This window comes from Rhodobacter aestuarii (assembly GCF_900156655.1).
Taxonomy (GTDB): Bacteria; Pseudomonadota; Alphaproteobacteria; order Rhodobacterales; family Rhodobacteraceae; genus Rhodobacter; species Rhodobacter aestuarii.
Window position 1 is genome coordinate 1 of the sequence record NZ_FTOG01000003.1, and the last position, 21,800, is coordinate 21,800.

A 21,800-nucleotide genomic window follows, 5' to 3' on the forward strand; every position below is an offset into this window, starting at 1 on the left:
GAAGCTAGAGCGCCGATATGTCTCGGTTCGCAGTCGCATTCGCGCCCAAACCGCCCACATATCTCTTCAGATATCCATCAATGTCAAAGAGCAAGAGGCAAAAACGAACCAGAAGCGCCATTCTTACTATGGCGTTTCAGGCTGCCTGACCTCTTATGTTTTTTTTGCTTCCCTGCGCCGTCTTTCGTTGGCGCCGTTCCGCGTCCCGCTGCGGTGTGTGCCGCTTCGGTGAGGGGTGTTCTACGCATCTCGACCGGGGGCCGCAAGAGGCTTTTTTGCGAAAACGTCATTTTTCTTCGTTACACTCGGATTTCCTGAGGAAAACTTGGGCATTTTGAAAACGCAGCTACGATATCTGCTCAACCCTTCGCTGTGGGCTTTCGCCTTCCGGCAGAGAATCAATATCGATTCCAGCGCGAATCTGCTGTCCGAGTCGCCTGTCGGCCCCCTACCCCACCGCTTCGGAGCCGAAATCAGAATCAAAAAGGCCGAGTCGGAGCGTTCCGACTCGGCCTTTCATCGAATCTGAAGAGGATCAGCGTAAGATTCGCCCCTTCATCCGCCAGATGCCGGGCATCAGCACCGCGATGTAAAGCAGATCGACGACGATCAAGAACACCCACAGCTTCGTCACCAAAAGCCCGACGCCGATCACCGTCCCCATCAACGTGGCGACAACCCCCAGCCCTTTGAGCTTGAGTGACTTGGGCGAGAAGGTGCGGAGACGGGAGATCATCAGCACCCCCACAAAACCAAGCCAGATCGCCGCCAGCATCGGCACGCTGCGCGCATTGACCCAACCTTCAAAGCTAAGGAAAACCGGCAAAAGTGCCAAAAGTGCTCCGGCAGGCGCGGGCACCCCGGTGAAATGCGTGGTCGAGCCCTCTTCCCCGCGCATCACGTTAAACCGCGCAAGCCGCAAACAGGCGGCCGCCGCATAGACCAGCACAAAGACCCAGCCCAGCGCATTCCCCTCCCCCATCGCGAAACGATAGACGAGCACCCCTGGCGCCACACCAAAGCACAGAAAGTCAGAAAGGCTGTCGAGTTCGGCCCCAAATTCGGAGGTGGCCTTGAGACGGCGCGCAATCAAGCCATCCAGCCCATCAATCGCGGCGGAAAACAGCAGCAACAAGACCGCAGTTTCATATTTGCCTACCATCGCAAATCGGATCGAGGTCAGGCCAAGGCACATCCCCGACAAGGTCACAAGGTTGGGCAGAAGCATCAGGAACGGCATGCGTTCGCGGTCTTGTGGCTCTAGGCTCATCTTCGGTCTTTCTTATTGCCCGCGCCCTTCGCGCGGGGCTTCGCGGCTTAGCAGATCGGCAATAACCGTCTCGCCCGCAATCATCGTTTGCCCGATACAGACCATCGGGTCCACCCCGTCGGGCAGATAGATATCAAGCCGCGAGCCAAAGCGAATAAGCCCGAACCGTTCGCCCGTGGCGAGGCTATCGCCCTCACGCACGAAGCACAAAATGCGCCGCGCCACGAGACCGGCAATCTGCACCACGCCATAGCGCAACCCATCGGGGGTTTCGACAGCAAGGCCGTTACGCTCGTTGTCTTTCGACGCTTTGTCGAGCGAGGCATTGAGGAACAGCCCCTCATGATAGGCGACCTTGGTGATTTTACCCGCCATCGGCAAACGGTTCACATGGCAGTTGAACACCGACATGAAAACCGAAACCCGGGTCATCGGCTGATCGCCCAAGCCCAGTTCCATCGGCGGCACCGCAGGCTCAAGCAGCGAGACAACCCCGTCTGCGGGCGAAACCATCAGCCCCGGGCGTGTGGGCGTCACCCGCACCGGATCGCGGAAGAAGTAATAAACCCAAACCGTCAAGCCGGTGCCGATCCAGCCCAACGGGGCCCAGATCAAAAACAGCACCAAGGTGATCGCGGCGGCAATGGCCACGAACTTGCGCCCCTCGGGGTGCATTGGCTTGATGAAGGTGGAAAGCATGGAAACGGACATCGCAAGCCTTTCTCTTTGGTCTTTCCGTTGCCGCCTTCTACCGCAGCCCGTCTGCAAAGGGAACGGTCCCAGACCCGACATGCCGTCGCGGCCTATTTGAGCGGCTCAGATGCGCAAGCGATTAGGCTGTCTAGTGACAAAACCGCCAATCGGAGACATAGCCGCGGCGGATCACATAGACACCATCGTCATGCGACAGGATCATCACCCGCGCAGTGTATTCCATACCCTCGCCACTACAGACGGCATCATAAAGGACGGCCTTCATGTCGCGCACGGGGGTGGGCTGCGTGAGCTCGCAACTGCTTTCTACGCCTTCGAGCCAATCACCGCGGATCGCAAGCGCGCCGCCATCTGCCCCAATCAGCTCAACACGGCAGGACCAATTCATTCCAGCAGGTTGATAAAGCCCCTCAAACGGCCCTGCGAAAACCGGCGCAGCCATCATGCAAGTGAGAGCGGCAAGACAAATATGTTTCATCGCAACCTCCAATCCCTCTCCTCAGCCTGCCAGCCTCCCCCCACCTGTCAACAGGACGCGAGGCCGCAAAAGCAAATGGGCCCGCAAAACTGCGAGCCCATTCGAATGTGCAAGAGACGATCTGACAGATCAGCGCTTCGAGAACTGGAAGCTACGGCGGGCTTTCGCTTTACCGTATTTCTTACGTTCGACGACACGCGAGTCGCGGGTCAGGAAGCCAGCCGCTTTGAGCGCGGCGCGCAGGCCCGGCTCGTGCAGTTGCAGCGCTTTCGAGATGCCGTGCTTGACCGCACCGGCTTGGCCCGAAAGACCACCGCCAACAACGGTCGCCATCACGTCATATTGGCCTTCGACACCGGCCACACCGAAGGGCTGGTTGACGATGAGCTGGAGCACAGGGCGCGCGAAGTATTCGTTCATCGCTTTGCCGTTCACGGTGATCTTGCCCGAACCCGGTTTCACCCACACACGGGCGACAGCGTTTTTACGCTTGCCGGTGGCATAGGCGCGGCCTTGGGCGTCGCGCACCGGGGCGCGGGGCGCGGCGTCAGTCACGGCGGTCTCGGCAGCAGCCGGGGTGCCCGACACGGCCGACTTCAGATCGTCGAGGGATTTGATATCGGACATGATTACGCGCTCCGGGTGTTCTTCTTGTTCAGGACTTTCACGTCCAGAACTTCGGGCTGCTGGGCTTCATGCGGATGCTCGGCACCGGCGTAAACGCGCAGGTTCGCCATTTGCGCACGGCCAAGACGGTTGCGCGAGATCATACGCTCAACGGCTTTGATCACGACGCGCTCCGGGTGGGCCCCTTCCAGCACTTGACGCGCGGTGCGGAACTTGATGCCGCCCGGGTGGCCAGTGTGCCAGTAGTAGCGCTTGTCGGCGCGTTTGTTGCCCGTCATCTGCACCTTGTCGGCGTTGATGATGATGACGTTATCACCCATGTCCATGTGGGGGGTGAAGGTCGGCTTGTGTTTGCCACGCAGGCGCATGGCAACGATCGTGGCGAGGCGGCCCAGAACGACGCCTTCGGCGTCAATCAGGATCCACTTCTTCTCGATCTCCGCCGGTTTCGCGGTATAGGTTTTCATTGTCGATCGCCCTTTGAAGGGTTGTGGAATTCGGATGCGGGCTTTTCGATGATTTCGGCGCGCAGATCAAGGGCCTTGATGTGCATTTTTTGAAGCGTTTTCAATAGCCTAAAAAATAGGTATCTATTTACCCCACGCGCCGCACGGAAAATAGCCCTGATTCCGGCCCGTTTGCCGCGCAACAGCCCGCCCCGGACAATATGCCCGCCCTGCACATCGCGTCGCGGCCCGCGCGCGCAGCGCTCATGTTAGACTGGAGCGCGGAGAGAGGGAGGACATCATGGCAGAAGACATATCAGAAGACGTGCCCAAACCGAAACGCATTGGCCTTTTGCGCCTGATCGCCCTAGTTCTCGGCCCGCTTTGCCTGATCCCGGCGCTTGCGCTTCCCGCCCCGTTTGAGCTTTCTCCCGAGGCGTGGAAGCTTGTCTGCGTTGCGGCTTGGATGGTGATTTGGTGGCTGTCTGAAGCGCTCCCCCTTTCCGCCACCGCACTTTTGCCGGTGGTGGTGATGCCGAGCCTTGGCATCTTGCCCAGCGCCGAGGTGACAGCTCAATATGGCAGCCCTTTGATCTTCCTTTTCCTCGGCGGCTTTCTTTTGGCTGCTGCGATGCAACGCCACGGGCTGCATCGACGCATTGCACTTTTCATCGTCGCCAATATCGGCCGATCTGCCAGTGGCATCATCGCGGGCTTCATGCTGGCCACCGCTTTCCTGTCTATGTGGATCTCCAACACCGCGACGGCGGTGATGATGGTCGCTGTTGGGGCCTCGGTCGTGGATTTTGTGGCAAACCGTCTTGGTGCCGCACAGGCGCGCAACTTTGGCGTCGCCCTGATGCTCGCCATCGCCTATGCGGCCTCCATCGGCGGCGTTGGCACGCTGATCGGCACGCCGCCCAATGCGCTTTTGGCGAGCCTTCTGGCGCAGACCCATGAAATTGAGATTGGCTTCTTTCAGTGGATGAAGCTGGGCCTACCGGTCGTGGCGGTGATGCTTCCGCTCACCCATCTTTTGCTCACCCGCGTTATCTTTCCGGTGAAGGGGCTCGATCTCGCCGCCGTCCGCCCGCTGATCCGCGCGGAACTTGAGGCACTTGGCCCGATGTCGCGGGGCGAGGGCATTGTGGCCGCGGTCTTTGCGCTCGCCGCTTTTGCCTGGATCTTCCGCGCGGCGCTGAACCTGCCCATTTCCGACAGTGGCATTGCTATTTTGGCGGCTGTTATCCTGTTTGCGATCCCGCTTGGGCGTGATGAAGGTTTCGTGCTGGATTGGTCCGTGGCGCCAAGCCTGCCTTGGGGCGTGCTGCTGCTTTTCGGCGGCGGGCTTGCCCTTGCGGCGGCCTTTGAGGCAACCGGGCTTGCGGGCTGGATTGGTGCGCGCGTTGCGGGGTTGGAGGCCGTGCCGCTTTGGGCGCTGATCTTGGTGGTGGCTCTGGTGATCGTGTTCCTGACCGAGATCACCTCTAACACCGCATCCACCGCAACCTTCTTGCCGGTGCTCGCCGCGGTCGCGGCGGGCTTGGGCGTAGCTGTGGAATGGCTCACTGTGCCCGTGGCGCTTGGCGCCTCGATGGCGTTTATGATGCCAGTCGCCACACCCCCCAATGCGATTGTCTTTTCCCACACCGGGCTTCGGCTCGCCGATATGGCCCGCGCCGGGGTGGTGCTGAACGTGATCTCTATCGTCACCGTTTGGGCGGCAACGCTCTGGCTCGCCCCCATCGTCTTTGGGCTTTAGGGTCCGGGCTGCACCGCTTTCGGCGGGATCGCATAGGTCATCGAAGCGCGCGCGACCGGCGCCCCCTGCCCCTCTGAATAAATCAGCGCCTCGCCCACAGCGAGGCTGCGCCCCAGTTTGAGCATCCGCACATGCGCCAGCAAATCCGCCCCGGCGGCGGGTTTGCGCAAAAAGTCGATGCTCGCATTTGTGGTAACCGCCAGCGCGACCGGCCCGATCCGCGCCAAGATGGCCAGATAAATCCCAACATCGGCCAGCGCGAACATGCTCGGCCCCGACACCGTGCCACCGGGGCGCAGATGGCTGCCATCTACCTTGAGCCGCACAACCAATTCTTCGCCCAGCCGCTCAATCGCGAACATCCCGGCAACCTGCGGGAACTCTTGCGCCAAGAAGGCCTCAAGTGACGTAACGTCCATTTGCAGTTGCATCTTCCCCTCGCGGCTACGGCCTTTCAGACTTCAGCCCAAAGGGAGGAAGTTCAATGACCGATTTGGTGGAGTTGGAAAAACGTGGCGTCATCGCGCATTTGACGCTGAACAGCCCCGGCAGCCTCAATGCGCTGTCAGACGCAATGCTGGATGCGCTGAAAGCCCGGTTTGAGGAACTGGGGGCCGACAGTTCCGTCAAGGTCGTGGTGCTCAAAGGCGCGGGCAAGGTGTTTTGCGCGGGCCATGACCTGAAGGAAATGCAACGGGGCCGCGAAGCGGAAGATAAGGGCCGGGGCTATTTCACCGATCTCTTCACCCGCTGCGCAGAGGTAATGCAGATGATCCCCACCCTGCCCCAGCCGGTGATTGCCGAGGTGCATGGCATCGCCACGGCAGCGGGCTGCCAGTTGGTGGCGTCGTGCGACCTCGCCGTCGCCGCCGAAGGCACCCGCTTTGGCGTGAATGGCGTCAATATCGGGCTTTTCTGTTCCACGCCGATGGTCGCACTGACCCGCGCTGTGCCGCGCAAAGTGGCCTTTGAAATGCTGACCACCGGCGAATTTATCAGCGCCGAGCGGGCGCGGGCGGTCGGGCTGGTGAACCGCGTGGTGCCGCATGAGGAATTGGACGCCGCCACCAACCAATTGGCCGAAACGCTCGCCGCCAAACTCGGTGCGGCAGTCAAAGTGGGCAAACGCGCCTTTTACGAGCAAATCGAGATGGGGCTGGCCGAAGCTTACGCGCATGCCGGCGCGGTGATGACGGAAAACATGCTTTACCGTGACACCGCCGAGGGGGTGCAAGCCTTCATTGAAAAGCGCAAGCCCGACTGGGCCGAATAAGTTAGCGCAGCCGCCGCGCGATATTCGCCGCTTGGCGCGCCCGCCGTGCCGCTTGGCGGGCTTTGGCGGCGGCTTGCTTTTCCTCGGGCGTCATCTGTGCGGCGGGTTTGCCTTTGCCCGCCATCATGTCGATGCCCTTATTGATCCCGGTGCGCATCGCGCGGCGCATCACCATATTCACGACCATCTGCACCAATCGGCCAAGGTCCATACCTCACTCCTCTTCGAACAATTCGCTTTGGCCGACCATATCGCCCTCGTCGTCCTCGGCGCCGGGCATCGGGCGGTTGTCCAACAGCCCCGCCGAGCGCAGTTCCTTGATGCCGGGCAAATCGCGCGCCGATTCCAGCCCGAAATGGTCCAAGAATCCCTCGGTCACGATAAAGGTCACGGGCCGCCCTGGTGTCATCCGCCGCCGCCCAAGGCGGATCCATTCCATCTCCAAAAGCTGGTCGATGGTGCCCCGGCTCACCGCCACACCGCGAATTTCTTCGATCTCTGCGCGGGTGACGGGCTGGTGGTAGGCAATGATCGCGAGCGTCTCGATCGCCGCGCGCGAAAGTTTGCGCAGTTCCACCGTTTCCTTTTGCATCAAAAAACCAAGGTCCGGCGCGGTGCGAAAGGCCCAAGCATTGCCCACCTTGACCAAATGCACCCCCCGCCCCTCGTAGCGGCGCTGCAAATAGGCCAAAGCCTCGGCGGCATCCGAGCCATGCGGCATCCGATCTTGCATTTCGCGCACGCTTACCGGCTCGGGCGAGGCAAACAAGATCGCCTCCACCATCCGCTCCTGTTCTGCCAAGGGCGGTGCCTCAAAGAGCGATTTCTCGTTTGGATCGTAGCGGCTGTCACTCATGCGTGGCTCGCGGTGTGGTGCGCGCCCGGATCGCAATCGGCGCGAAGGTTTCACTTTGGCGAATTTCGATATGGCCTTGCTTGGCCAGTTCGAGCGAAGCGGCAAAGGTCGCTGCGGTGGCAGAACGGCGGCGTTTCGGCTCCAGCCCCCAGCCCTCGGGCAAATAGCTGGTGAGTTCCGTCCAATCGCCCGCAAAACCGATCATGCCACGCATCCGGTCGAGCGCATCTTCCATCGTGAAGACATCGCGCCGATCAAAGGCATAGGGGCGAAATTCGTCGCGGGTGCGAATGCGGGCATAGGCTTGGATCAGCTCCAAAAGGCTTGCGGTATAGCGCACCTTGCGCACCCGCTCGACGCTTTCCTCAAACCCACGCCCGAAGAAATCTCGCCCCAGCCTGTCGCGCGCCATCAACTGCGCGGCAGCCTCACGCATCGCCGAAAGCCGTTCAAGCTGGAAGGCCAGATGCGCGGCCATATCCTCGGCCGAAGGCCCCTCTTCCCCCGGTTCGGGCGGCAGCAAAAGGCGCGATTTCAAAAATGCCAGCCAAGCCGCCATCACCAGATAATCAGCGGCAAGTTCAATTCGCAGCGCTTTAGCGCGGTCCACAAAGGCCAGATATTGCTCGGCCAAGGCCAAAACGGAAATGCGCCGCAAATCCACCTTTTGCGTGCGTGAAAGCGTCAGCAAAAGGTCAAGCGGGCCTTCAAACCCGTCCACATCGACAATCAGCGCCTCGGCCGCAAGCCGTTCGCTGACTGAGGTGCTTTCAAAGAGGCTTGTCTCTTCAGCCATCCATTTTCCCGTGCGAGAGGTTTTCAAACTCGGCACTCAAAGCATCCAAGTCAACCTCTTCGGGGGAATGACGCCAGCGCAAAGCGGCTTCCGCTCGCAAAGCAGCGGCGGGAGACAGCGCCCCGGCAGCGGCCACGGTCTCGGCCATTTCTGCACGCGTGCCATTGCAATGAAGCACCACATCGCACCCCGCCGTGAGCGAGGCTTTGGCCCGCTCGGCATAACTGCCCGTGAGCGCCTGCATCGTGATGTCGTCGGTCATCAAAAGCCCGGCGAAGCCGATCTCTTGGCGGATCAGATCAATCATCTTGGCGCTTTGCGTGGCAGGCGCGGCATCGAAGGCCGGAAAGCGGATATGCGCGGTCATACCCAGCGGCAAGTCATTCAGCGCGGTGAAAACGGCAAAATCGCGCGCGCGCAGATCATCGGCGGTGGCGGCAACGGTTGGCAGGTCTTTGTGGCTATCGGCCTCGGCCCGGCCATGACCCGGCATGTGCTTGATCACCGGCAGCATGCCCCCAGCCAAGAGCCCCTCAGCCGTGGCGCGGGCGTTTTGCACCACCTCGGCCACTGTCTCGCCCATGCAGCGGTTGTGCAAAAACGGATGCGTGCGCGGCCCGGCGATATCGCAAGTGGGAGCGCAATTGCCATCAATCCCCACCGCGCGCAACTCTGCCGCTTGCAGCCGCGCGCGCAACCAAAGCCCACGCGGCCCGGTGGCGCGGGCTTCGTCAAACGGTGGCAGCCATTCGCGCCAATGCGGCGCGCGCAACCGCTGCACCCGCCCGCCTTCTTGATCGACGAAAATCGGCGCATCGCGACCAAGCGCATCGCGCACCCGTGCCGTCAGCCGTGAAAGCTGCGCGGGGCTCTCCACGTTGCGGGCAAAAAGAATAAGCCCCCAAGGATCGGCCTCACGCAAAAACGCCGCCTCATCGGGCCGAAGCTCCAGCCCCTCAAGCCCCAAGATCGTCGCGCCGGGTTGGCTCATTTAATCACCGTCGGGATGCAATTGGCGCCTTCGGCCACCAAAGCCGCGCAGAATTGGCGCGCTTCATCGACATTGGCGAAGCCCTCAACCCGGAGCCGCCAGAAGCTGCGTCCGCCGGAAATCGCCTCTTGCACGATGCGGCGCTTGCCCGCCATCAGCGGCTCAAACTGGCGCATCGCCCGATCCCATTCGCCGCGTGCGATCTCTGGGCTGTCATAGGCCCCCAATTGCACCACGCGCGTGCCAGCGGGCAGACTTGCGGGATCAATTTCAATAACGGTTGTATCGCCTGTTTGCGCGCGTGCAGCCGCCGCCGCTTCGGCCTGCAAATCCCGTGCGGGGCGCGGCACCGGGCGCGGCGAGCGGGCAAGCCCCGGCACATCAGGAGAAATAATGTCAGCGGCTGGTGTTTCGGGCGCGTCCTCGGGCGGTTCGCCTTCGGCCTCTTCTTGCAAGATCTCTTGCATGGCGGCGGCGACAGCGGCCTCAATCCCCGGTTCGGGCGGGTCGTCCAACTCGGGCGTCGGGCGCGCGGAATCGGGCACCGGCAAGGCGGCGACCTCTTCCTCCGCCTCAGGCGCGGCATCCTCTTGTTCGGATTCAGGCGGAGCGATCTCAGGCAGCGGGCGCAGCGCAGCCATCGGCGCGTCATCGGGCGCAAGCTCAACCGGATCGGGCGCCAACACAACACGGTCGGGCCCCGGCGCGGCAACGCCCGAACCCGCTACCTCGTTCACCGCAAGGCCAACATGGGCGGCCAAATCCCCCCCGGGGTTTTCCGGCGCCACGCGCGCGGGCCCTTCAATCGCACGGATGATTGGAACGCCAGAGACATCGCGCACCGCAAGCTTATAGCCCCAGATCACAACGCCAATCACCAGCGTAACAGAACTTGCCGCGCCCGCCCATTGGACCCAGCGCTGCACGGGGGCCCCGCCCCCGCCTGTCATGTCATGTGACCCGCCCATCCGGGGGTCGGGATGTTGCATGCTCGCCTCTTTGCCGGTTGGGGGTTCTCCCCGCGGACGTCCAGCGCCCCGGCAGGAGCTTAGCGCATCTCTTCAGCCGGGGTGACGCCAAGAATACCAAGACCCGCCGAAATCACAACGGCACAAGCCCGAGCAAGGGCGATTTTCGCCGATGTAAGCGGCAGGTCGTCTTCTTGCACGAAACGGAGCGCCGTTTCCTCATTGCCGCGATGCCAAAGCGCATGCAGGTCCGAGGCGATTTCGTAAAGGAAGAAGGCGATCCGATGCGGCTCATTGGCCCGCGCGGCAATCTCCACCAAGCGCGGCCATTCGGCGATTTTCCTCGCCAAAGCGCGTTCCGCCTCATGGGTGTTGCGGGTCAAATCCGCGCCCGCCAGCGCCGCATCATTCACATCTACGCCCAGTTCCACCGCCTTGCGCAGCACCGAGGCCACGCGGGCATGGGCATATTGCACATAGAAAACGGGGTTGTCTTTCGACTGCTCCAGCACCTTGTCAAAGTCAAAGTCCAAAGGCGCGTCGTTCTTACGGGTGAGCATATGGAACCGGGTCACATCCGCGCCCGCTTGCTCCACCACATCGCGCAGCGTCACAAATGTGCCCGCGCGTTTCGACATTTTGAAAGGCTCGCCGTTTTTGAACAGCTTCACGAGTTGGATCAGCTTGATGTCAAGGCTGACCTTGTTCTCGCTCAGCGCCGCGACGGCCGCTTTCATCCGCTTCACGTAACCGCCGTGGTCGGCCCCGAACACGTCGATCAAGAGATCAAAGCCGCGTTCGATCTTGGTCCAGTGATAGGCGATATCGGGGGCGAAATAGGTCCACGCGCCATCCGACTTTTTCACCGGGCGGTCGACGTCGTCGCCATAGTTGGTGGATTTAAAGAGCGTTTGCTCACGCTCCTCCCAATCTTCGGGCAGCTTGCCTTTGGGCGGCTCCAGCACGCCTTCATAGATCAGCCCCAAATCCTCAAGCCGTTTCAGCGCGCCTTCGATCTGGCCCGTACCGTAAAGCGATTTTTCCGAATAGAAGACATCCATCTCCACGCCCAAAAGCGCGAGATCGCCACGGATCATCTCCATCATCGCCTCGGTGGCGAATTCGCGAACATCGGCCAGCCAGTCTTCCTCGGGCTTATCGATCAGGCTTGCGCCGTATTTTGCCTTCAGCGCCTCGCCCACCGGGATCAGGTAATCGCCGGGGTACAGCCCTTCGCGGATTTCCGGCTCAAGGCCATTCGCCTCGCGGTAGCGCTCATAAGCCGAGCGGGCGAGCACATCGACCTGCGCGCCGCCATCGTTGATGTAATATTCGCGCGTGACATCGTAGCCCGCGAAATCAAGCAGGCTGGCCAAAGCATCGCCAAAGACCGCGCCACGGGTATGACCGACATGCATCGGCCCGGTCGGGTTGGCCGACACATATTCCACGTTCACCTTCACGCCCCGGCCAAGGTCCGAGCGGCCAAAATCGCGCCCGTCTTGGAGCGCGGCGCGGATCACCTCGTCCCAAATCCCCGGCGCAAGGCGCAGGTTGATGAAGCCCGGCCCCGCCACTTCGGCAGAGGCGATACGCGGATCATCGGAAAGTTGCTCCACCAGCGCCTCGGCCAAGGCGCGCGGGTTCATTTTGGCGGGCTTCGCCAGCACCATCGCGGCATTGGTCGCCATATCGCCATGCGCGGCATCACGCGGCGGTTCCACCGAGACGTTGGCGGTGTCGAGCCCGGCGGGCAGCGTGCCCTCGGCTTCCATTTCCTCAAGCGCCGCAATGACCGTGCAGCGGATATCGGCAAAAATGTTCATGATCGGCATCCTTCGTTGCCTTTCCCCTGCCAGAGCGTTGCGCCCCCGTCAACTCACGCAGTGGCTCTCTCGCGTGGGCGCGGCGCCACGAAAGCGGCAAAAAACCGCCCCGCGCCCCTGCGTCGCAGGCCGAATCAGCCCTATTTTTGGCAGTTTGTTGACGTTCGCCCGCGTATGAAGTAGGGCAAGCGCGTCGCAATCCGTGCGACCAATCGACCGGGACGCCCGGAAATAGCGTCCCCCCACCCCGTGCCAGCCCGCTGGCGGCGCGATCAAGGACGCTCATGACGAAGTTTACCGATCTCAAACTGTCCCCCGATGTTCTGAAGGCGATCGCCGAGGCAGGCTATGAAACGCCCACCCCGATTCAGGCTGGCGCGATCCCCCATGCACTCGAGGGCAAGGACGTGCTTGGCATCGCCCAAACCGGGACCGGCAAAACCGCCTCTTTCACGCTACCCATGGTGACGATGCTCGCCAAGGGCCGCGCTCGTGCGCGGATGCCGCGTTCGCTGGTGCTGTGCCCGACGCGCGAACTCGCCGCGCAGGTGGCTGAGAATTTCGACACCTATGCTAAATACACCAAGCTGACGAAGGCGCTGTTGATCGGCGGCGTCAGCTTTGGCGAACAAGACAAGCTGATTGACCGTGGCGTCGATGTGCTGATTGCGACCCCGGGCCGGTTGCTTGACCATTTCGAGCGTGGCAAGCTGCTGCTGACCGGCGTGCAGATCATGGTGGTGGATGAAGCCGACCGGATGCTCGACATGGGCTTTATCCCTGATATTGAGCGCATCTTCCAACTGACGCCCTTTACCCGGCAAACGATGTTCTACTCGGCCACGATGGCACCCGAGATCGAGCGGATCACCAACACCTTCCTGCACACGCCCGCCCGCATCGAGGTCGCGCGTCAGGCAACCACCTCGGAAACGATCACCCAGACGCTGGTGGAAATTGCCCCGCCGCGCCGTGACCAAACCGCGAAAGCCAAGCGCGAACTGCTGCGCGCGCTGATTTCGGCGGAAGGCGAGACCTGCACCAACGCGATCATCTTCTGCAACCGCAAGACGGATGTGGATATTGTCGCGAAATCGCTCAAAACGCATGGGTTCAACGCCGCGCCAATCCATGGCGATCTGGACCAAAGCCAGCGCATGCGCACACTTGATGCGTTCCGCGATGGCGGTTTGCAGCTGCTGGTGGCCTCGGATGTCGCCGCGCGCGGGCTTGATATTCCCGCCGTGAGCCATGTGTTCAACTATGACCTGCCGAGCCATGCCGAGGATTACGTGCACCGCATTGGCCGCACGGGCCGCGCGGGCCGCAAAGGCACGGCGATGTCGATTGGCACCCCCGGCGATGCGAAATACCTCGCCGCGATTGAAGCGCTGGTGAAGATGGAAATCCCCCGGGCCGAAGCGCCCGAGGGGTTTGCGCTTTCGGAAGCGGCGCATCGCGAGCCGAAGAAATATGACGATGACAAGGGCGGCCGTGGCAGCCGTTCGCGCGGTGGCCGTGGGGGTCGCGGGCGTGACCGCGATGACAAGCGCAGCGCGCGCCCGGAAAAGGACCGTCCCGAGAAGGAAGCCGTCGTCGAGGCCAAAGCCGCACCGCAAGTCGAGGTTGAAGAGGATCTGATCGTCGAAGTTCCGGAGGCGAAACGCCCCGAACCGCGCCGCGATGACCGTCGAGACAACCGCCGCTACCGTGACAATGGCCCGGCGGTGGTCGGCATGGGCGATCATGTGCCAGACTTCCTGCTGCGCTCGTTCCGTCCCAATACGAAGCAAGCCGCAAGCGCAGACAAAGCCAGCAACGAGACCACCGCGCCGGAAGTGGAAGAAGCCTCAGAAAGCTGAGGCTGCGCAAGCGCCGGACAGAAAGAAAGCCCCAGAGCATCGGCTCCGGGGCTTTTTCTTTGGCAAATGGCCGACCTTTGGCGAGGTTCAAACCACCCCGATGGGTCGCGTTGGGCTAAGCCCAAGGCGAAACAGTTCTTAGACTTTCAGCGCCGGGATGATTTGCTTTTTGCGGCTCATGATGCCGGGCAGCACCAAGGTATCGCCCGAGACGGTGCAACCAAACGAGGCCTCAGCCACCGCTTTAACGAAATCGTTCGGCACCAAAAGCGTGGCTTCTTCGTTCAAGATGTCGATGATGAACAAAAGCACCTGATCGGCCCCGTCTTCTTTGGCGACATCCACCATCGAAGCCATCAGGCTGTCTTTGCGGTCCAAAAGCAGCTTCGGCGCAGTGGTTTCCAGCACCGAGACGCGCAGTTCTTTGCCGTCGACAGTGTATTCCTTGCTGTCCATGCGCAGAAGCTCGGCATCCGAAAACGCCGATACATCGGATTTGGCTTCAAACATCGCCGCCGCCAATTCGCCCATGTTCACACCGAGATCGGCGGCCAGCGCCTCGGCCACGGCTTTGTCATGCTCGGTCGTGGTCGGGGAACGGAATTCCAGCGTGTCAGACAGGATGCACGAGAGCATCGCGCCCTTGATACCGCGCGGGGCTTTGGCGATCGCGCCGCCCATCAGGTCATACATGATGGTGGCGGTGCAGGCGAGCGGACGGATCGTGATGTCGATCGGGCCTTTGGTTTCCAGCCCACCCACCAGTTTGTGGTGGTCGATGATCGCGGTGATATCGGCTTTGTTGATCCCGGCGGGCAATTCGGCGGGGTTGTTGGTGTCGACGATCACCACTTTCTCCCCTTCGGCCACGTCCGAAATAATCTCGGGCTTGGACAGGTTCCAATGTTCCAGCACAAAGGCCGCTTCGGTATTGGGCTCGCCCAGCAGCACCGGGGTCGCCGGCGTAGCAAGCACTTCGCTCATGTACCAAGCCCAAGCGATGGGCGAACCGGTGGAGTCAGTATCGGGGGATTTGTGGCCGAAAACCTTGGTGGTCATGCGTTCCTCGGGTGATCTGTGGCAGTTTGGAAATTTGCGGGGGTTATAGGCGCTGCGCTGGCTCTTGTCACGTCTTGGGCGTCTAATTTCGCACGTGCAGCAAGGCTTTGCCGCCGCAATGCCCCCTAAACGGCTGTCACAAAAAATCTGCAAAATTTTTCGCGGGCCGGATGTTGACAGGCCGCGAGGGCGTGACTAACTCCCTGTGCGTTGGCACTCACCAGATGTGAGTGCTAAAAGCGACAACCTGGAACCTTAGGGAGTGACCCAGATGGCATTCAAACCGCTTCATGACCGCGTGCTGGTCAAGCGCGTGCAAAGCGAAGAAAAAACCAAAGGCGGCCTGATCATCCCCGATTCGGCGAAAGAAAAGCCCGCTGAAGGCGAAGTGGTTGCTGTGGGCGAAGGCGCGCGCAAAGATTCTGGCGAACTGATCGCCCCCTCCGTGGCCGTGGGCGACCGCGTCCTGTTCGGCAAATGGTCGGGTACCGAAGTGACCCTCGACGGCGTCGAAATGCTGATCATGAAAGAGTCGGACATCATGGGGATCATCTCGTAATCGCGAGACGACCCTGATCCCCACAGAATATTCAAGGAGCCTCAAGAATGGCAGCCAAAGAAGTCAAATTCTCCACCGATGCCCGCGACCGGATGCTGGCCGGTGTGAACATCCTCGCGGATGCGGTCAAAGTCACCCTCGGCCCGAAAGGCCGCAACGTGGTGATCGAAAAATCCTTCGGCGCCCCGCGCATCACCAAAGACGGTGTCTCGGTCGCCAAGGAAATCGAACTGGCCGACAAGTTCGAAAACATGGGCGCGCAAATGGTGAAAGAAGTCGCCTCGCGCACCAATGACGAAGCTGGCGACGGCACCACCACCGCCACCGTGCTGGCCCAAGCGATCGTTCGCGAAGGCATGAAAGCCGTGGCCGCTGGCATGAACCCGATGGACCTCAAGCGCGGCATCGACCTGGCCACTGCCAAAGTCGTCGAAGGCATCAAAGCCGCCGCCCGCCCGGTGAAAGACAGCGACGAAGTCGCCCAAGTCGGCACCATCTCGGCCAACGGCGAAGCGCAAATCGGCCGCTTTATCGCTGACGCGATGCAAAAAGTCGGCAACGAAGGCGTCATCACCGTCGAAGAAAACAAAGGCATGGAGACCGAAGTTGAAGTGGTCGAAGGCATGCAATTCGACCGGGGCTACCTGTCGCCCTACTTCGTGACCAACCCCGACAAAATGATCGCGGATCTCGAAGACTGCTACATCCTGCTGCACGAGAAAAAACTCTCGTCGCTGCAACCGATGGTCCCGCTGCTCGAGTCGGTCATCCAATCGACCAAACCGCTCCTGATCATCGCCGAAGACGTGGAAGGCGAAGCGCTTGCCACCCTCGTGGTCAACAAACTGCGTGGCGGCCTGAAAATCGCTGCCGTCAAAGCCCCGGGCTTTGGTGACCGTCGCAAAGCCATGCTGCAAGACATCGCGATCCTGACCGGTGGCCAAGTGATCTCGGAAGACCTCGGCATGAAGCTCGAGAACGTCACCCTCGACATGCTCGGCACCGCCAAGAAGATCTCGATCTCGAAAGAGAACACCACGATCGTCGACGGCGCTGGCGACAAAGCGGAAATCGACGCCCGCGTCGCGCAAATCCGCACCCAAATCGAGGAAACCACCTCGGACTACGACCGTGAAAAACTGCAAGAGCGCGTGGCCAAACTGGCTGGCGGTGTTGCCGTTATCCGCGTTGGCGGCATGACCGAAGTCGAAGTGAAAGAGCGCAAAGACCGTGTGGACGACGCCCTGAACGCGACCCGTGCGGCCGTGCAAGAAGGCATCATCGTCGGCGGTGGCGTTTCGCTGGTTCAAGCCGCGAAAACCCTCGAAGCCCTCGAAGGCGCCAACAGCGACCAAAACGCCGGTATCTCGATCGTGCGTCGTTCGCTCGAAGCGCCGCTGCGTCAGATCGCTGAAAACGCGGGCGTCGACGGCGCCGTGGTGGCGGGCAAAGTCCGCGAGTCGAGCGATGTGGCCTTCGGCTTCAACGCGCAAACCGAAGAATATGGTGACATGTTCGCCTTCGGCGTGATCGACCCGGCCAAAGTGACCCGTACCGCGCTCGAAGATGCGGCCTCGATCGCTGGCCTGCTCATCACCACCGAATGCATGATCGCCGAGAAGCCGGAGCCGAAAGGCGCTGGCGGTGCCCCCGACATGGGCGGCATGGGCGGCATGGGCGGCATGATGTAAGCCTTGCCTCAGAATAGCGGAAAGGGCGCCCCTAGGGCGCCCTTTTTGTTTGTGCCCCAATCCCCTGCCCAAGCCAGGCCCGGCGCTTAGGGCGTAAAAAAACGGGCCCCCGAAGGGGCCCGTCAGAACTTTACTCAGGGATGGCTTAGGCCGCGCGGCCCACCAGAACCTCGTCCACCTTTTTGGCGGCGCCCGCCTCATCGGTGCCCGAGACAGCGGCCACTTCGCGGGTGAGCCGCTCCAGCGCCGCTTCATAAAGCTGACGCTCGGAATAGGATTGCTCGCGCTGATCGTCGGCGCGGTGCAAATCGCGCACCACCTCGGCAATCGACAGCAGATCCCCGGAGTTGATCTTTTGCTCGTATTCCTGCGCGCGGCGCGACCACATCGCCCGCTTGACCTTGGCCTTGCCCTTCAGCGTTTCCAGCGCCTTGGTCACCACATCGGGGGTGGACAGGCCACGCATCCCGACATCGGCCGCCTTGTGCGTCGGCACACGCAAGGTCATTTTGTCTTTTTCGAAGGAAATCACGAACAACTCGAGCCGCAGCCCCGCAATTTCTTGCTCCTCGATCGACATGATCTTGCCGACGCCATGGGCGGGATAGACAACGAAATCATCCGGGCGAAACTCGGTTTTCTTCATTTTGGTCATTCAGTCGCTTCCTTGCAGCCGGGCTGCCCCCGTTTCAGCGCACAAAACACCCACGGCACAGACTGTGCCGCGATGTCTTGTCTTGATCTGAAAGTTCCCCACAGACGAGCAGATCTGCGCGGGGGCTTGCTCCTTTGTAACAGAACGATAGCATAAAAACTGCCCGATTCATAGCATCGCGGCCCGCCACAAGCCTGTGATCAGGGCGATTCCGGTCGTTAACCTTGCTTAAACGTGACTGTTATTTTGTCGCGCGACACAAAACCGGGCCGGAAAGCAAACGGGGACCGATCTCGGCCCCCGCGCAAAGAATCGCCTTCACAAGCTGAGTCGCAGCCCAGCCTGCCTTTGGCTCAATCCCCGGAGCCCGGGTTGGGCGAGAAGTATTTCTCGCGCTTGCCGGTCTCGCCATCGTATTTCTTGGCGTCGGGCAGCGCATCCTTCTTGATGGTGATCACCGGCCAGAGCTGAGCATACTGGCGGTTGAATTCCACCCAATCCTCCATCCCCGGTTCGGTATCCGGGCGGATCGCATCAGCGGGGCATTCGGGTTCACACACACCGCAATCGATGCATTCATCCGGATGGATCACCAGCGTATTTTCGCCCTCATAAAAGCAATCAACCGGGCAAACCTCGACACAGTCGGTGTATTTGCAGGCGATGCAGTTGTCGGTGACGACATAGGTCATTTCGTTACCCCAATCTTCGACGCTGGATTTACCTATCCGCCGAAACAGTCGCAATCAAGGGAAAGAGATACATAAATAACAAACTGCGGCGATGTGGCAGAGGTGCCCCGCACCGCAAGGCCCAAAGCTTGCTGGATCAGGCGTTTTCGGTCTCGGGCGCACGGCCCTCGATCAACTCATAAAGGGTGGCGGCTTCGCTGGCAGGGCCGCGGCGCGTGCCACAGGCCAAGATCCGCACCACCCGCACCTGCCCATGCAGCGCAAAGGTCAGCACGTCACCCGGGCCGACGGCGCGGCCCGGCTTGATCACCTTCTGACCATTGACCCGCAAATGGCCGCCACTGATCAAGGTGACGGCCAAAGGGCGGCTTTTGACAAAGCGTGCCTGCCAAAGCCATTTATCAATGCGAAGTCGGTCGTGGGTATCGACCACGGCTCAGAGCTTGCCCTTGAGCCCCATCAGCGCGGCGGCGAAGGGGTTATCGGGGTCGATCTTCTTCTCTTTGCGCGGCGGATGCGACTCGAAGCCCCGGCCGCCTTCGGGCTTGCCGCCCTTGTGACCGTGCTTGCCCTTGGACTTGCCACCCGGCTTGCCCTCACCGTCGTGGCGACGCGGCTTGCCGCCCTTGTCGCCACCGCCGCGATGATCTTTGTTGCCGCCGCCGTGCTTGGCCTCGCCACCACGACGCGGGCCACGCTCGGCGCGCGGGCGCGGCGCCCAAGCAAAGGTGTAGAAGATTTCAAGCTCCGGCTCCGCCTCGGCTTGCGCGGCGGCTTCGGCCTCAGCCTCCGCCACGGGCGAGCTTTCCTCGGGGATCGGGTTTTCGGCAGCCGCTTCGCCTTCGGTCGGCGCGACAGGGGTCGCCTCGACCTCGGCCACCGGGCGGGCCTTCGGGCGCTCGCCCTTTTCGGCCTTGTAGCCCAGACCCGACATCAGATCGGCGAATTGCTCCAGCGTCATGCCCGTGATCGAGAGCATGTCGGGCGTGGCTTCAAAGCCGCCCTTGCTGTCTTGCGTGCGCAGAATATCGGCCAGACGTTCCAGCATGTCGATGCGGATCGCGCGCGACCCCGCCGGGCGATAGCCCGAAAGCGTATAGGCCGACGCCGGCACTTCCGCGATATTCGGGATCGTCACCAGACCCGGAGGCGGGCTTTCGGGGAATTCCGCAAGACCTTCCCACAGCGACATCAGCACCAGCCGCAACCGGGTCGGAGCGGGCTTGAGAAGCGCTTGCTGGAAGATCGTATATTGGCCAAAGCGCACACCATGCTTGCGCAGGCTGCCACGGGCGTCTTGATCCAGCTCTTTGACCTCGGCGGCAACGCCCTCCCGCGGGAGGATCCCCATGCCTTCAACCAGACGGAAGGCAAAGCCACGGGCAAGCCCGGTCAGCGCTTCATCCCGGCTCATTGCCAAAAGCGGCTCAAAGAGCGCAGCAACTTTGCGGTCGATGAAATGTTGCAGACGGCGACGGACTTTTTCCACCACCTCAGGCCCGGCTTCTTCGTCAACGAAAGCCTCGACGGCGGGCTTGAGCGGTTCGGAGCCCTTCACAAGCTTGCCCACGGCAAGTTCGCCCCACATCAGGCCCCCTTGCTCGGTGAAATCCATCTCGGTGTCCGGCGCATTGTAGAACCGGTCCGAGCGCAGGCTGAATTCGGGCTTGAGCGCCTCATAGGCGGTACGCGCCAGCATCTTTGCCTCGTCGGGGGAGGAAGTGCCGTCCTGACGGAACCGGAACCCCTCGAGACGGCCGGCAAATTCGCCTTCAACCGTGACTTCGCCCTTGTCGTTCACCTCGGCCACGAGGGTCTCCTTCTGCTTGAGCCGGCGCAAAAGCACAGATGTGCGCCGGTCCACAAATCGTTGGGTCAGCGCGCCATGCAGCGCATCTGACAGACGGTCTTCTACAGCGCGGGTTTCCCCGCGCCAATGGGTTTCATCATCCACCCAGCCCTTGCGCTGCGCAACATAGGTCCAAGTGCGGATGAAGGCGAGACGTTTCGACAATGTGTCGATATCTCCGGTGGTGCGGTCGATCCGCGCAATCTGACCGGCCAACCAGTCAGAAGGCACCCCCTTACCGGTTTGCAAAAAGCCAAAGATGCGTGCCAAAAGTGTGGCGTGTTCGGTCTCAGAAATTGAACGGAAGTCCGGAATCCGGCACACATCCCACAACAGCCGCACATCGGCGGGGGCACGCACCTTATCGCGAATTTCGGGGAATTCAGAGAGCGCCTTGAGCGCCAGAAGGTCATCCGCCTCGCGCCCTTTGGTGAGCCATTGGTTTTGCGGATTTTCTTCAAGCGCGCGGATCAGCCGCGCCACGGTGCCAAATTCAAGCCGCGGATTGCGCCATTGCAGCCGCTGAATCGGCGCAAAGCGATGTTCTTCAATGGCTTCAATCACATCCTCGGGCAAAGCATGGGCCTCGCCGGTCACGCCAAAGGTGCCATCTTGCGTGTGCCGCCCCGCCCGCCCAGCGATCTGACCCAACTCATGCGGGAATAGATGCCGCATCCGGCGGCCATCGAATTTCGCCGTCGCGGAAAAGGCGACATGCTCGATATCGAGGTTGAGGCCCATCCCGATTGCATCGGTGGCGACGAGGTAATCCACATCGCCATTTTGATACATATCGACCTGCGCATTGCGGGTGCGGGGTGAAAGCGCCCCCATCACCACCGCCGCTCCACCCTTTTGGCGGCGCAGCAGTTCGGCAATCGCGTAAACATTGTCGACCGAAAAACCGACGATTGCCGCACGCGGTTTCATACGCGAGATTTTTTTCGATCCCGCCCAGCTTAGCTTAGAGAATCGCTCGCGGCGGGTGAATTGCACCTTGGGCACCAGCGCAGCGATCGCGCCTTTCATGCTTTCCGAGCCCAGAAACAACGTTTCATGCAACCCGCGCATATACAAAAGCCGATCCGTGAACACATGCCCGCGCTCGGGGTCGGCGCAAAGCTGGATCTCGTCAATCGCCACAAAATCGGCGCCGAGTTCCGGCATCGCTTCGGTGGTACAAACCCAATATTGCGCGCGCTCGGGCACGATGCGTTCTTCGCCCGTCACCAGCGCCACGACCGAAGGGCCACGCGCCGCCACGATCCGGTCATAGACTTCGCGCGCCAAAAGCCGCAAAGGCAGGCCAATCACCCCAGTGCGATGCGCCAGCATCCGCTCAATGGCGTAATGGGTTTTGCCGGTGTTGGTCGGCCCAAGGACCGCGGTGATCCGCCCAGTCATTTTTTGGCCATCATCGCATTCT

At 61.4% G+C, this 21,800-nt stretch carries 23 protein-coding genes; 6 read left to right on the forward strand and 17 right to left on the reverse strand.

The window, feature by feature from the left end:
- Positions 1–232: hypothetical protein (locus tag BW967_RS18845; protein WP_217696370.1), on the forward strand; the 232-nt coding region annotated here is incomplete at its 5' end.
- Positions 233–535: 303 nt separating this feature from the next.
- Here the strand turns inward: BW967_RS18845 and pssA are convergent.
- From pssA to rplM, 5 genes are all read right to left on the reverse strand, one after another.
- Positions 536–1,270, reverse strand: a complete 735-nt coding sequence (pssA, locus tag BW967_RS05305; RefSeq protein WP_076484030.1) for a CDP-diacylglycerol--serine O-phosphatidyltransferase — start codon at positions 1,268–1,270, stop codon at positions 536–538.
- A 12-nt stretch (positions 1,271–1,282) separates the two neighbouring features.
- Positions 1,283–2,062, reverse strand: coding sequence for a phosphatidylserine decarboxylase (locus tag BW967_RS05310; RefSeq protein ID WP_083951966.1), 780 nt, complete (start codon positions 2,060–2,062; stop codon positions 1,283–1,285).
- 49 nt (positions 2,063–2,111) lie between these two features.
- Positions 2,112–2,462, reverse strand: coding sequence for a hypothetical protein (locus BW967_RS05315; RefSeq protein ID WP_139327798.1), 351 nt, complete (start codon positions 2,460–2,462; stop codon positions 2,112–2,114).
- Positions 2,463–2,591: 129 nt separating this feature from the next.
- Positions 2,592–3,089 (reverse strand): 30S ribosomal protein S9, encoded by a 498-nt coding sequence (rpsI, locus tag BW967_RS05320; protein ID WP_076484033.1) that lies wholly within the window; start codon positions 3,087–3,089, stop codon positions 2,592–2,594.
- Positions 3,090–3,091: 2 nt separating this feature from the next.
- Positions 3,092–3,556: a 50S ribosomal protein L13 gene (gene rplM / locus BW967_RS05325; protein ID WP_076484034.1), complete on the reverse strand. Its 465-nt coding sequence runs from the start codon at positions 3,554–3,556 to the stop codon at positions 3,092–3,094.
- A gap of 280 nt (positions 3,557–3,836) precedes the next feature.
- On the opposite strand from rplM, the gene BW967_RS05330 reads away from it, so the two are divergent.
- Positions 3,837–5,297 (forward strand): SLC13 family permease, encoded by a 1,461-nt coding sequence (locus tag BW967_RS05330; protein WP_076484035.1) that lies wholly within the window; start codon positions 3,837–3,839, stop codon positions 5,295–5,297.
- Here the strand turns inward: BW967_RS05330 and BW967_RS05335 are convergent.
- Positions 5,294–5,728, reverse strand: a complete 435-nt coding sequence (locus tag BW967_RS05335; RefSeq protein ID WP_076484036.1) for a PaaI family thioesterase — start codon at positions 5,726–5,728, stop codon at positions 5,294–5,296. The two genes, BW967_RS05330 and BW967_RS05335, sit on opposite strands and share 4 nt — an antisense overlap.
- A gap of 53 nt (positions 5,729–5,781) precedes the next feature.
- Here BW967_RS05335 and BW967_RS05340 point away from each other — a divergent pair, with 53 nt between their 5' ends.
- Positions 5,782–6,570, forward strand: a complete 789-nt coding sequence (locus BW967_RS05340) for an enoyl-CoA hydratase (RefSeq protein WP_076484037.1) — start codon at positions 5,782–5,784, stop codon at positions 6,568–6,570.
- A gap of 1 nt (position 6,571) precedes the next feature.
- Here BW967_RS05340 and BW967_RS05345 read toward each other — a convergent pair whose 3' ends face one another.
- From BW967_RS05345 to argS, 6 genes are read right to left on the reverse strand one after another with little or no spacing between them, the layout of a single operon-like run.
- Positions 6,572–6,781: a hypothetical protein gene (locus BW967_RS05345; protein WP_076484038.1), complete on the reverse strand. Its 210-nt coding sequence runs from the start codon at positions 6,779–6,781 to the stop codon at positions 6,572–6,574.
- Between the two features lie 3 nt (positions 6,782–6,784).
- The gene (gene scpB, locus BW967_RS05350; protein ID WP_076484039.1) at positions 6,785–7,426 is read right to left on the reverse strand and encodes an SMC-Scp complex subunit ScpB; all 642 of its coding nucleotides are present in this window, start codon (positions 7,424–7,426) and stop codon (positions 6,785–6,787) included.
- Positions 7,419–8,222 (reverse strand): segregation and condensation protein A, encoded by an 804-nt coding sequence (locus BW967_RS05355; RefSeq protein WP_076484040.1) that lies wholly within the window; start codon positions 8,220–8,222, stop codon positions 7,419–7,421. The genes scpB and BW967_RS05355 overlap by 8 nt, the downstream gene beginning before the upstream one ends.
- Positions 8,215–9,213, reverse strand: coding sequence for a beta-N-acetylhexosaminidase (gene nagZ / locus BW967_RS05360; protein WP_076484041.1), 999 nt, complete (start codon positions 9,211–9,213; stop codon positions 8,215–8,217). The genes BW967_RS05355 and nagZ overlap by 8 nt, the downstream gene beginning before the upstream one ends.
- Entirely contained in the window at positions 9,210–10,202 is a 993-nt protein-coding gene (locus BW967_RS05365; protein ID WP_245826449.1) for an SPOR domain-containing protein, read from the reverse strand. Before BW967_RS05365 ends, nagZ begins: the two co-directional genes overlap by 4 nt.
- A gap of 59 nt (positions 10,203–10,261) precedes the next feature.
- Positions 10,262–12,007 carry an arginine--tRNA ligase gene (argS, locus tag BW967_RS05370; RefSeq protein ID WP_076484253.1) on the reverse strand — a complete coding sequence of 582 codons (1,746 nt, stop codon included), beginning with the start codon at positions 12,005–12,007 and terminating at the stop codon, positions 10,262–10,264.
- Positions 12,008–12,291: 284 nt separating this feature from the next.
- On the opposite strand from argS, the gene BW967_RS05375 reads away from it, so the two are divergent.
- Positions 12,292–13,869 carry a DEAD/DEAH box helicase gene (locus BW967_RS05375; RefSeq protein ID WP_076484042.1) on the forward strand — a complete coding sequence of 526 codons (1,578 nt, stop codon included), beginning with the start codon at positions 12,292–12,294 and terminating at the stop codon, positions 13,867–13,869.
- 138 nt (positions 13,870–14,007) lie between these two features.
- Here the strand turns inward: BW967_RS05375 and BW967_RS05380 are convergent, their stop codons facing one another.
- Positions 14,008–14,928 (reverse strand): manganese-dependent inorganic pyrophosphatase, encoded by a 921-nt coding sequence (locus BW967_RS05380; protein ID WP_076484043.1) that lies wholly within the window; start codon positions 14,926–14,928, stop codon positions 14,008–14,010.
- A gap of 271 nt (positions 14,929–15,199) precedes the next feature.
- On the opposite strand from BW967_RS05380, the gene BW967_RS05385 reads away from it, so the two are divergent.
- Complete coding sequence (locus BW967_RS05385) at positions 15,200–15,487, forward strand: co-chaperone GroES (RefSeq protein WP_076484044.1); 288 nt, start codon at positions 15,200–15,202, stop codon at positions 15,485–15,487.
- Between the two features lie 47 nt (positions 15,488–15,534).
- Positions 15,535–17,178, forward strand: a complete 1,644-nt coding sequence (gene groL / locus BW967_RS05390) for a chaperonin GroEL (RefSeq protein WP_076484045.1) — start codon at positions 15,535–15,537, stop codon at positions 17,176–17,178.
- A 145-nt stretch (positions 17,179–17,323) separates the two neighbouring features.
- Here the strand turns inward: groL and BW967_RS05395 are convergent, their stop codons facing one another.
- The 4 genes from BW967_RS05395 to BW967_RS05410 all read right to left on the reverse strand — a co-directional run bounded on the left by BW967_RS05395 (position 17,324) and on the right by BW967_RS05410 (position 21,778).
- On the reverse strand, positions 17,324–17,833 hold the full coding sequence (locus BW967_RS05395; RefSeq protein WP_076484046.1) for a CarD family transcriptional regulator: 510 nt from the start codon (positions 17,831–17,833) through the stop codon (positions 17,324–17,326).
- A gap of 353 nt (positions 17,834–18,186) precedes the next feature.
- Entirely contained in the window at positions 18,187–18,525 is a 339-nt protein-coding gene (gene fdxA, locus BW967_RS05400) for a ferredoxin FdxA (RefSeq protein WP_076484047.1), read from the reverse strand.
- Between the two features lie 136 nt (positions 18,526–18,661).
- Positions 18,662–18,958 (reverse strand): RNA-binding S4 domain-containing protein, encoded by a 297-nt coding sequence (locus tag BW967_RS05405; protein ID WP_076484048.1) that lies wholly within the window; start codon positions 18,956–18,958, stop codon positions 18,662–18,664.
- Between the two features lie 3 nt (positions 18,959–18,961).
- Positions 18,962–21,778, reverse strand: a complete 2,817-nt coding sequence (locus BW967_RS05410; protein WP_076484049.1) for a helicase-related protein — start codon at positions 21,776–21,778, stop codon at positions 18,962–18,964.
- Between the last annotated feature and the right edge of the window lie 22 nt (positions 21,779–21,800).

Coding starts and splice junctions, on each gene's coding strand:
- pssA (WP_076484030.1), bottom strand. CDS start 1,270: ATGAGCCTAGAGCCACAAGACCGCGAACGCATGCCGTTCCTGATGCTT.
- BW967_RS05310 (WP_083951966.1), bottom strand. CDS start 2,062: ATGTCGGGTCTGGGACCGTTCCCTTTGCAGACGGGCTGCGGTAGAAGG.
- BW967_RS05315 (WP_139327798.1), bottom strand. CDS start 2,462: ATGAAACATATTTGTCTTGCCGCTCTCACTTGCATGATGGCTGCGCCG.
- rpsI (WP_076484033.1), bottom strand. CDS start 3,089: ATGTCCGATATCAAATCCCTCGACGATCTGAAGTCGGCCGTGTCGGGC.
- rplM (WP_076484034.1), bottom strand. CDS start 3,556: ATGAAAACCTATACCGCGAAACCGGCGGAGATCGAGAAGAAGTGGATC.
- BW967_RS05330 (WP_076484035.1), top strand. CDS start 3,837: ATGGCAGAAGACATATCAGAAGACGTGCCCAAACCGAAACGCATTGGC.
- BW967_RS05335 (WP_076484036.1), bottom strand. CDS start 5,728: ATGCAACTGCAAATGGACGTTACGTCACTTGAGGCCTTCTTGGCGCAA.
- BW967_RS05340 (WP_076484037.1), top strand. CDS start 5,782: ATGACCGATTTGGTGGAGTTGGAAAAACGTGGCGTCATCGCGCATTTG.
- BW967_RS05345 (WP_076484038.1), bottom strand. CDS start 6,781: ATGGACCTTGGCCGATTGGTGCAGATGGTCGTGAATATGGTGATGCGC.
- scpB (WP_076484039.1), bottom strand. CDS start 7,426: ATGAGTGACAGCCGCTACGATCCAAACGAGAAATCGCTCTTTGAGGCA.
- BW967_RS05355 (WP_076484040.1), bottom strand. CDS start 8,222: ATGGCTGAAGAGACAAGCCTCTTTGAAAGCACCTCAGTCAGCGAACGG.
- nagZ (WP_076484041.1), bottom strand. CDS start 9,213: ATGAGCCAACCCGGCGCGACGATCTTGGGGCTTGAGGGGCTGGAGCTT.
- BW967_RS05365 (WP_245826449.1), bottom strand. CDS start 10,202: ATGCAACATCCCGACCCCCGGATGGGCGGGTCACATGACATGACAGGC.
- argS (WP_076484253.1), bottom strand. CDS start 12,007: ATGAACATTTTTGCCGATATCCGCTGCACGGTCATTGCGGCGCTTGAG.
- BW967_RS05375 (WP_076484042.1), top strand. CDS start 12,292: ATGACGAAGTTTACCGATCTCAAACTGTCCCCCGATGTTCTGAAGGCG.
- BW967_RS05380 (WP_076484043.1), bottom strand. CDS start 14,928: ATGACCACCAAGGTTTTCGGCCACAAATCCCCCGATACTGACTCCACC.
- BW967_RS05385 (WP_076484044.1), top strand. CDS start 15,200: ATGGCATTCAAACCGCTTCATGACCGCGTGCTGGTCAAGCGCGTGCAA.
- groL (WP_076484045.1), top strand. CDS start 15,535: ATGGCAGCCAAAGAAGTCAAATTCTCCACCGATGCCCGCGACCGGATG.
- BW967_RS05395 (WP_076484046.1), bottom strand. CDS start 17,833: ATGACCAAAATGAAGAAAACCGAGTTTCGCCCGGATGATTTCGTTGTC.
- fdxA (WP_076484047.1), bottom strand. CDS start 18,525: ATGACCTATGTCGTCACCGACAACTGCATCGCCTGCAAATACACCGAC.
- BW967_RS05410 (WP_076484049.1), bottom strand. CDS start 21,778: ATGACTGGGCGGATCACCGCGGTCCTTGGGCCGACCAACACCGGCAAA.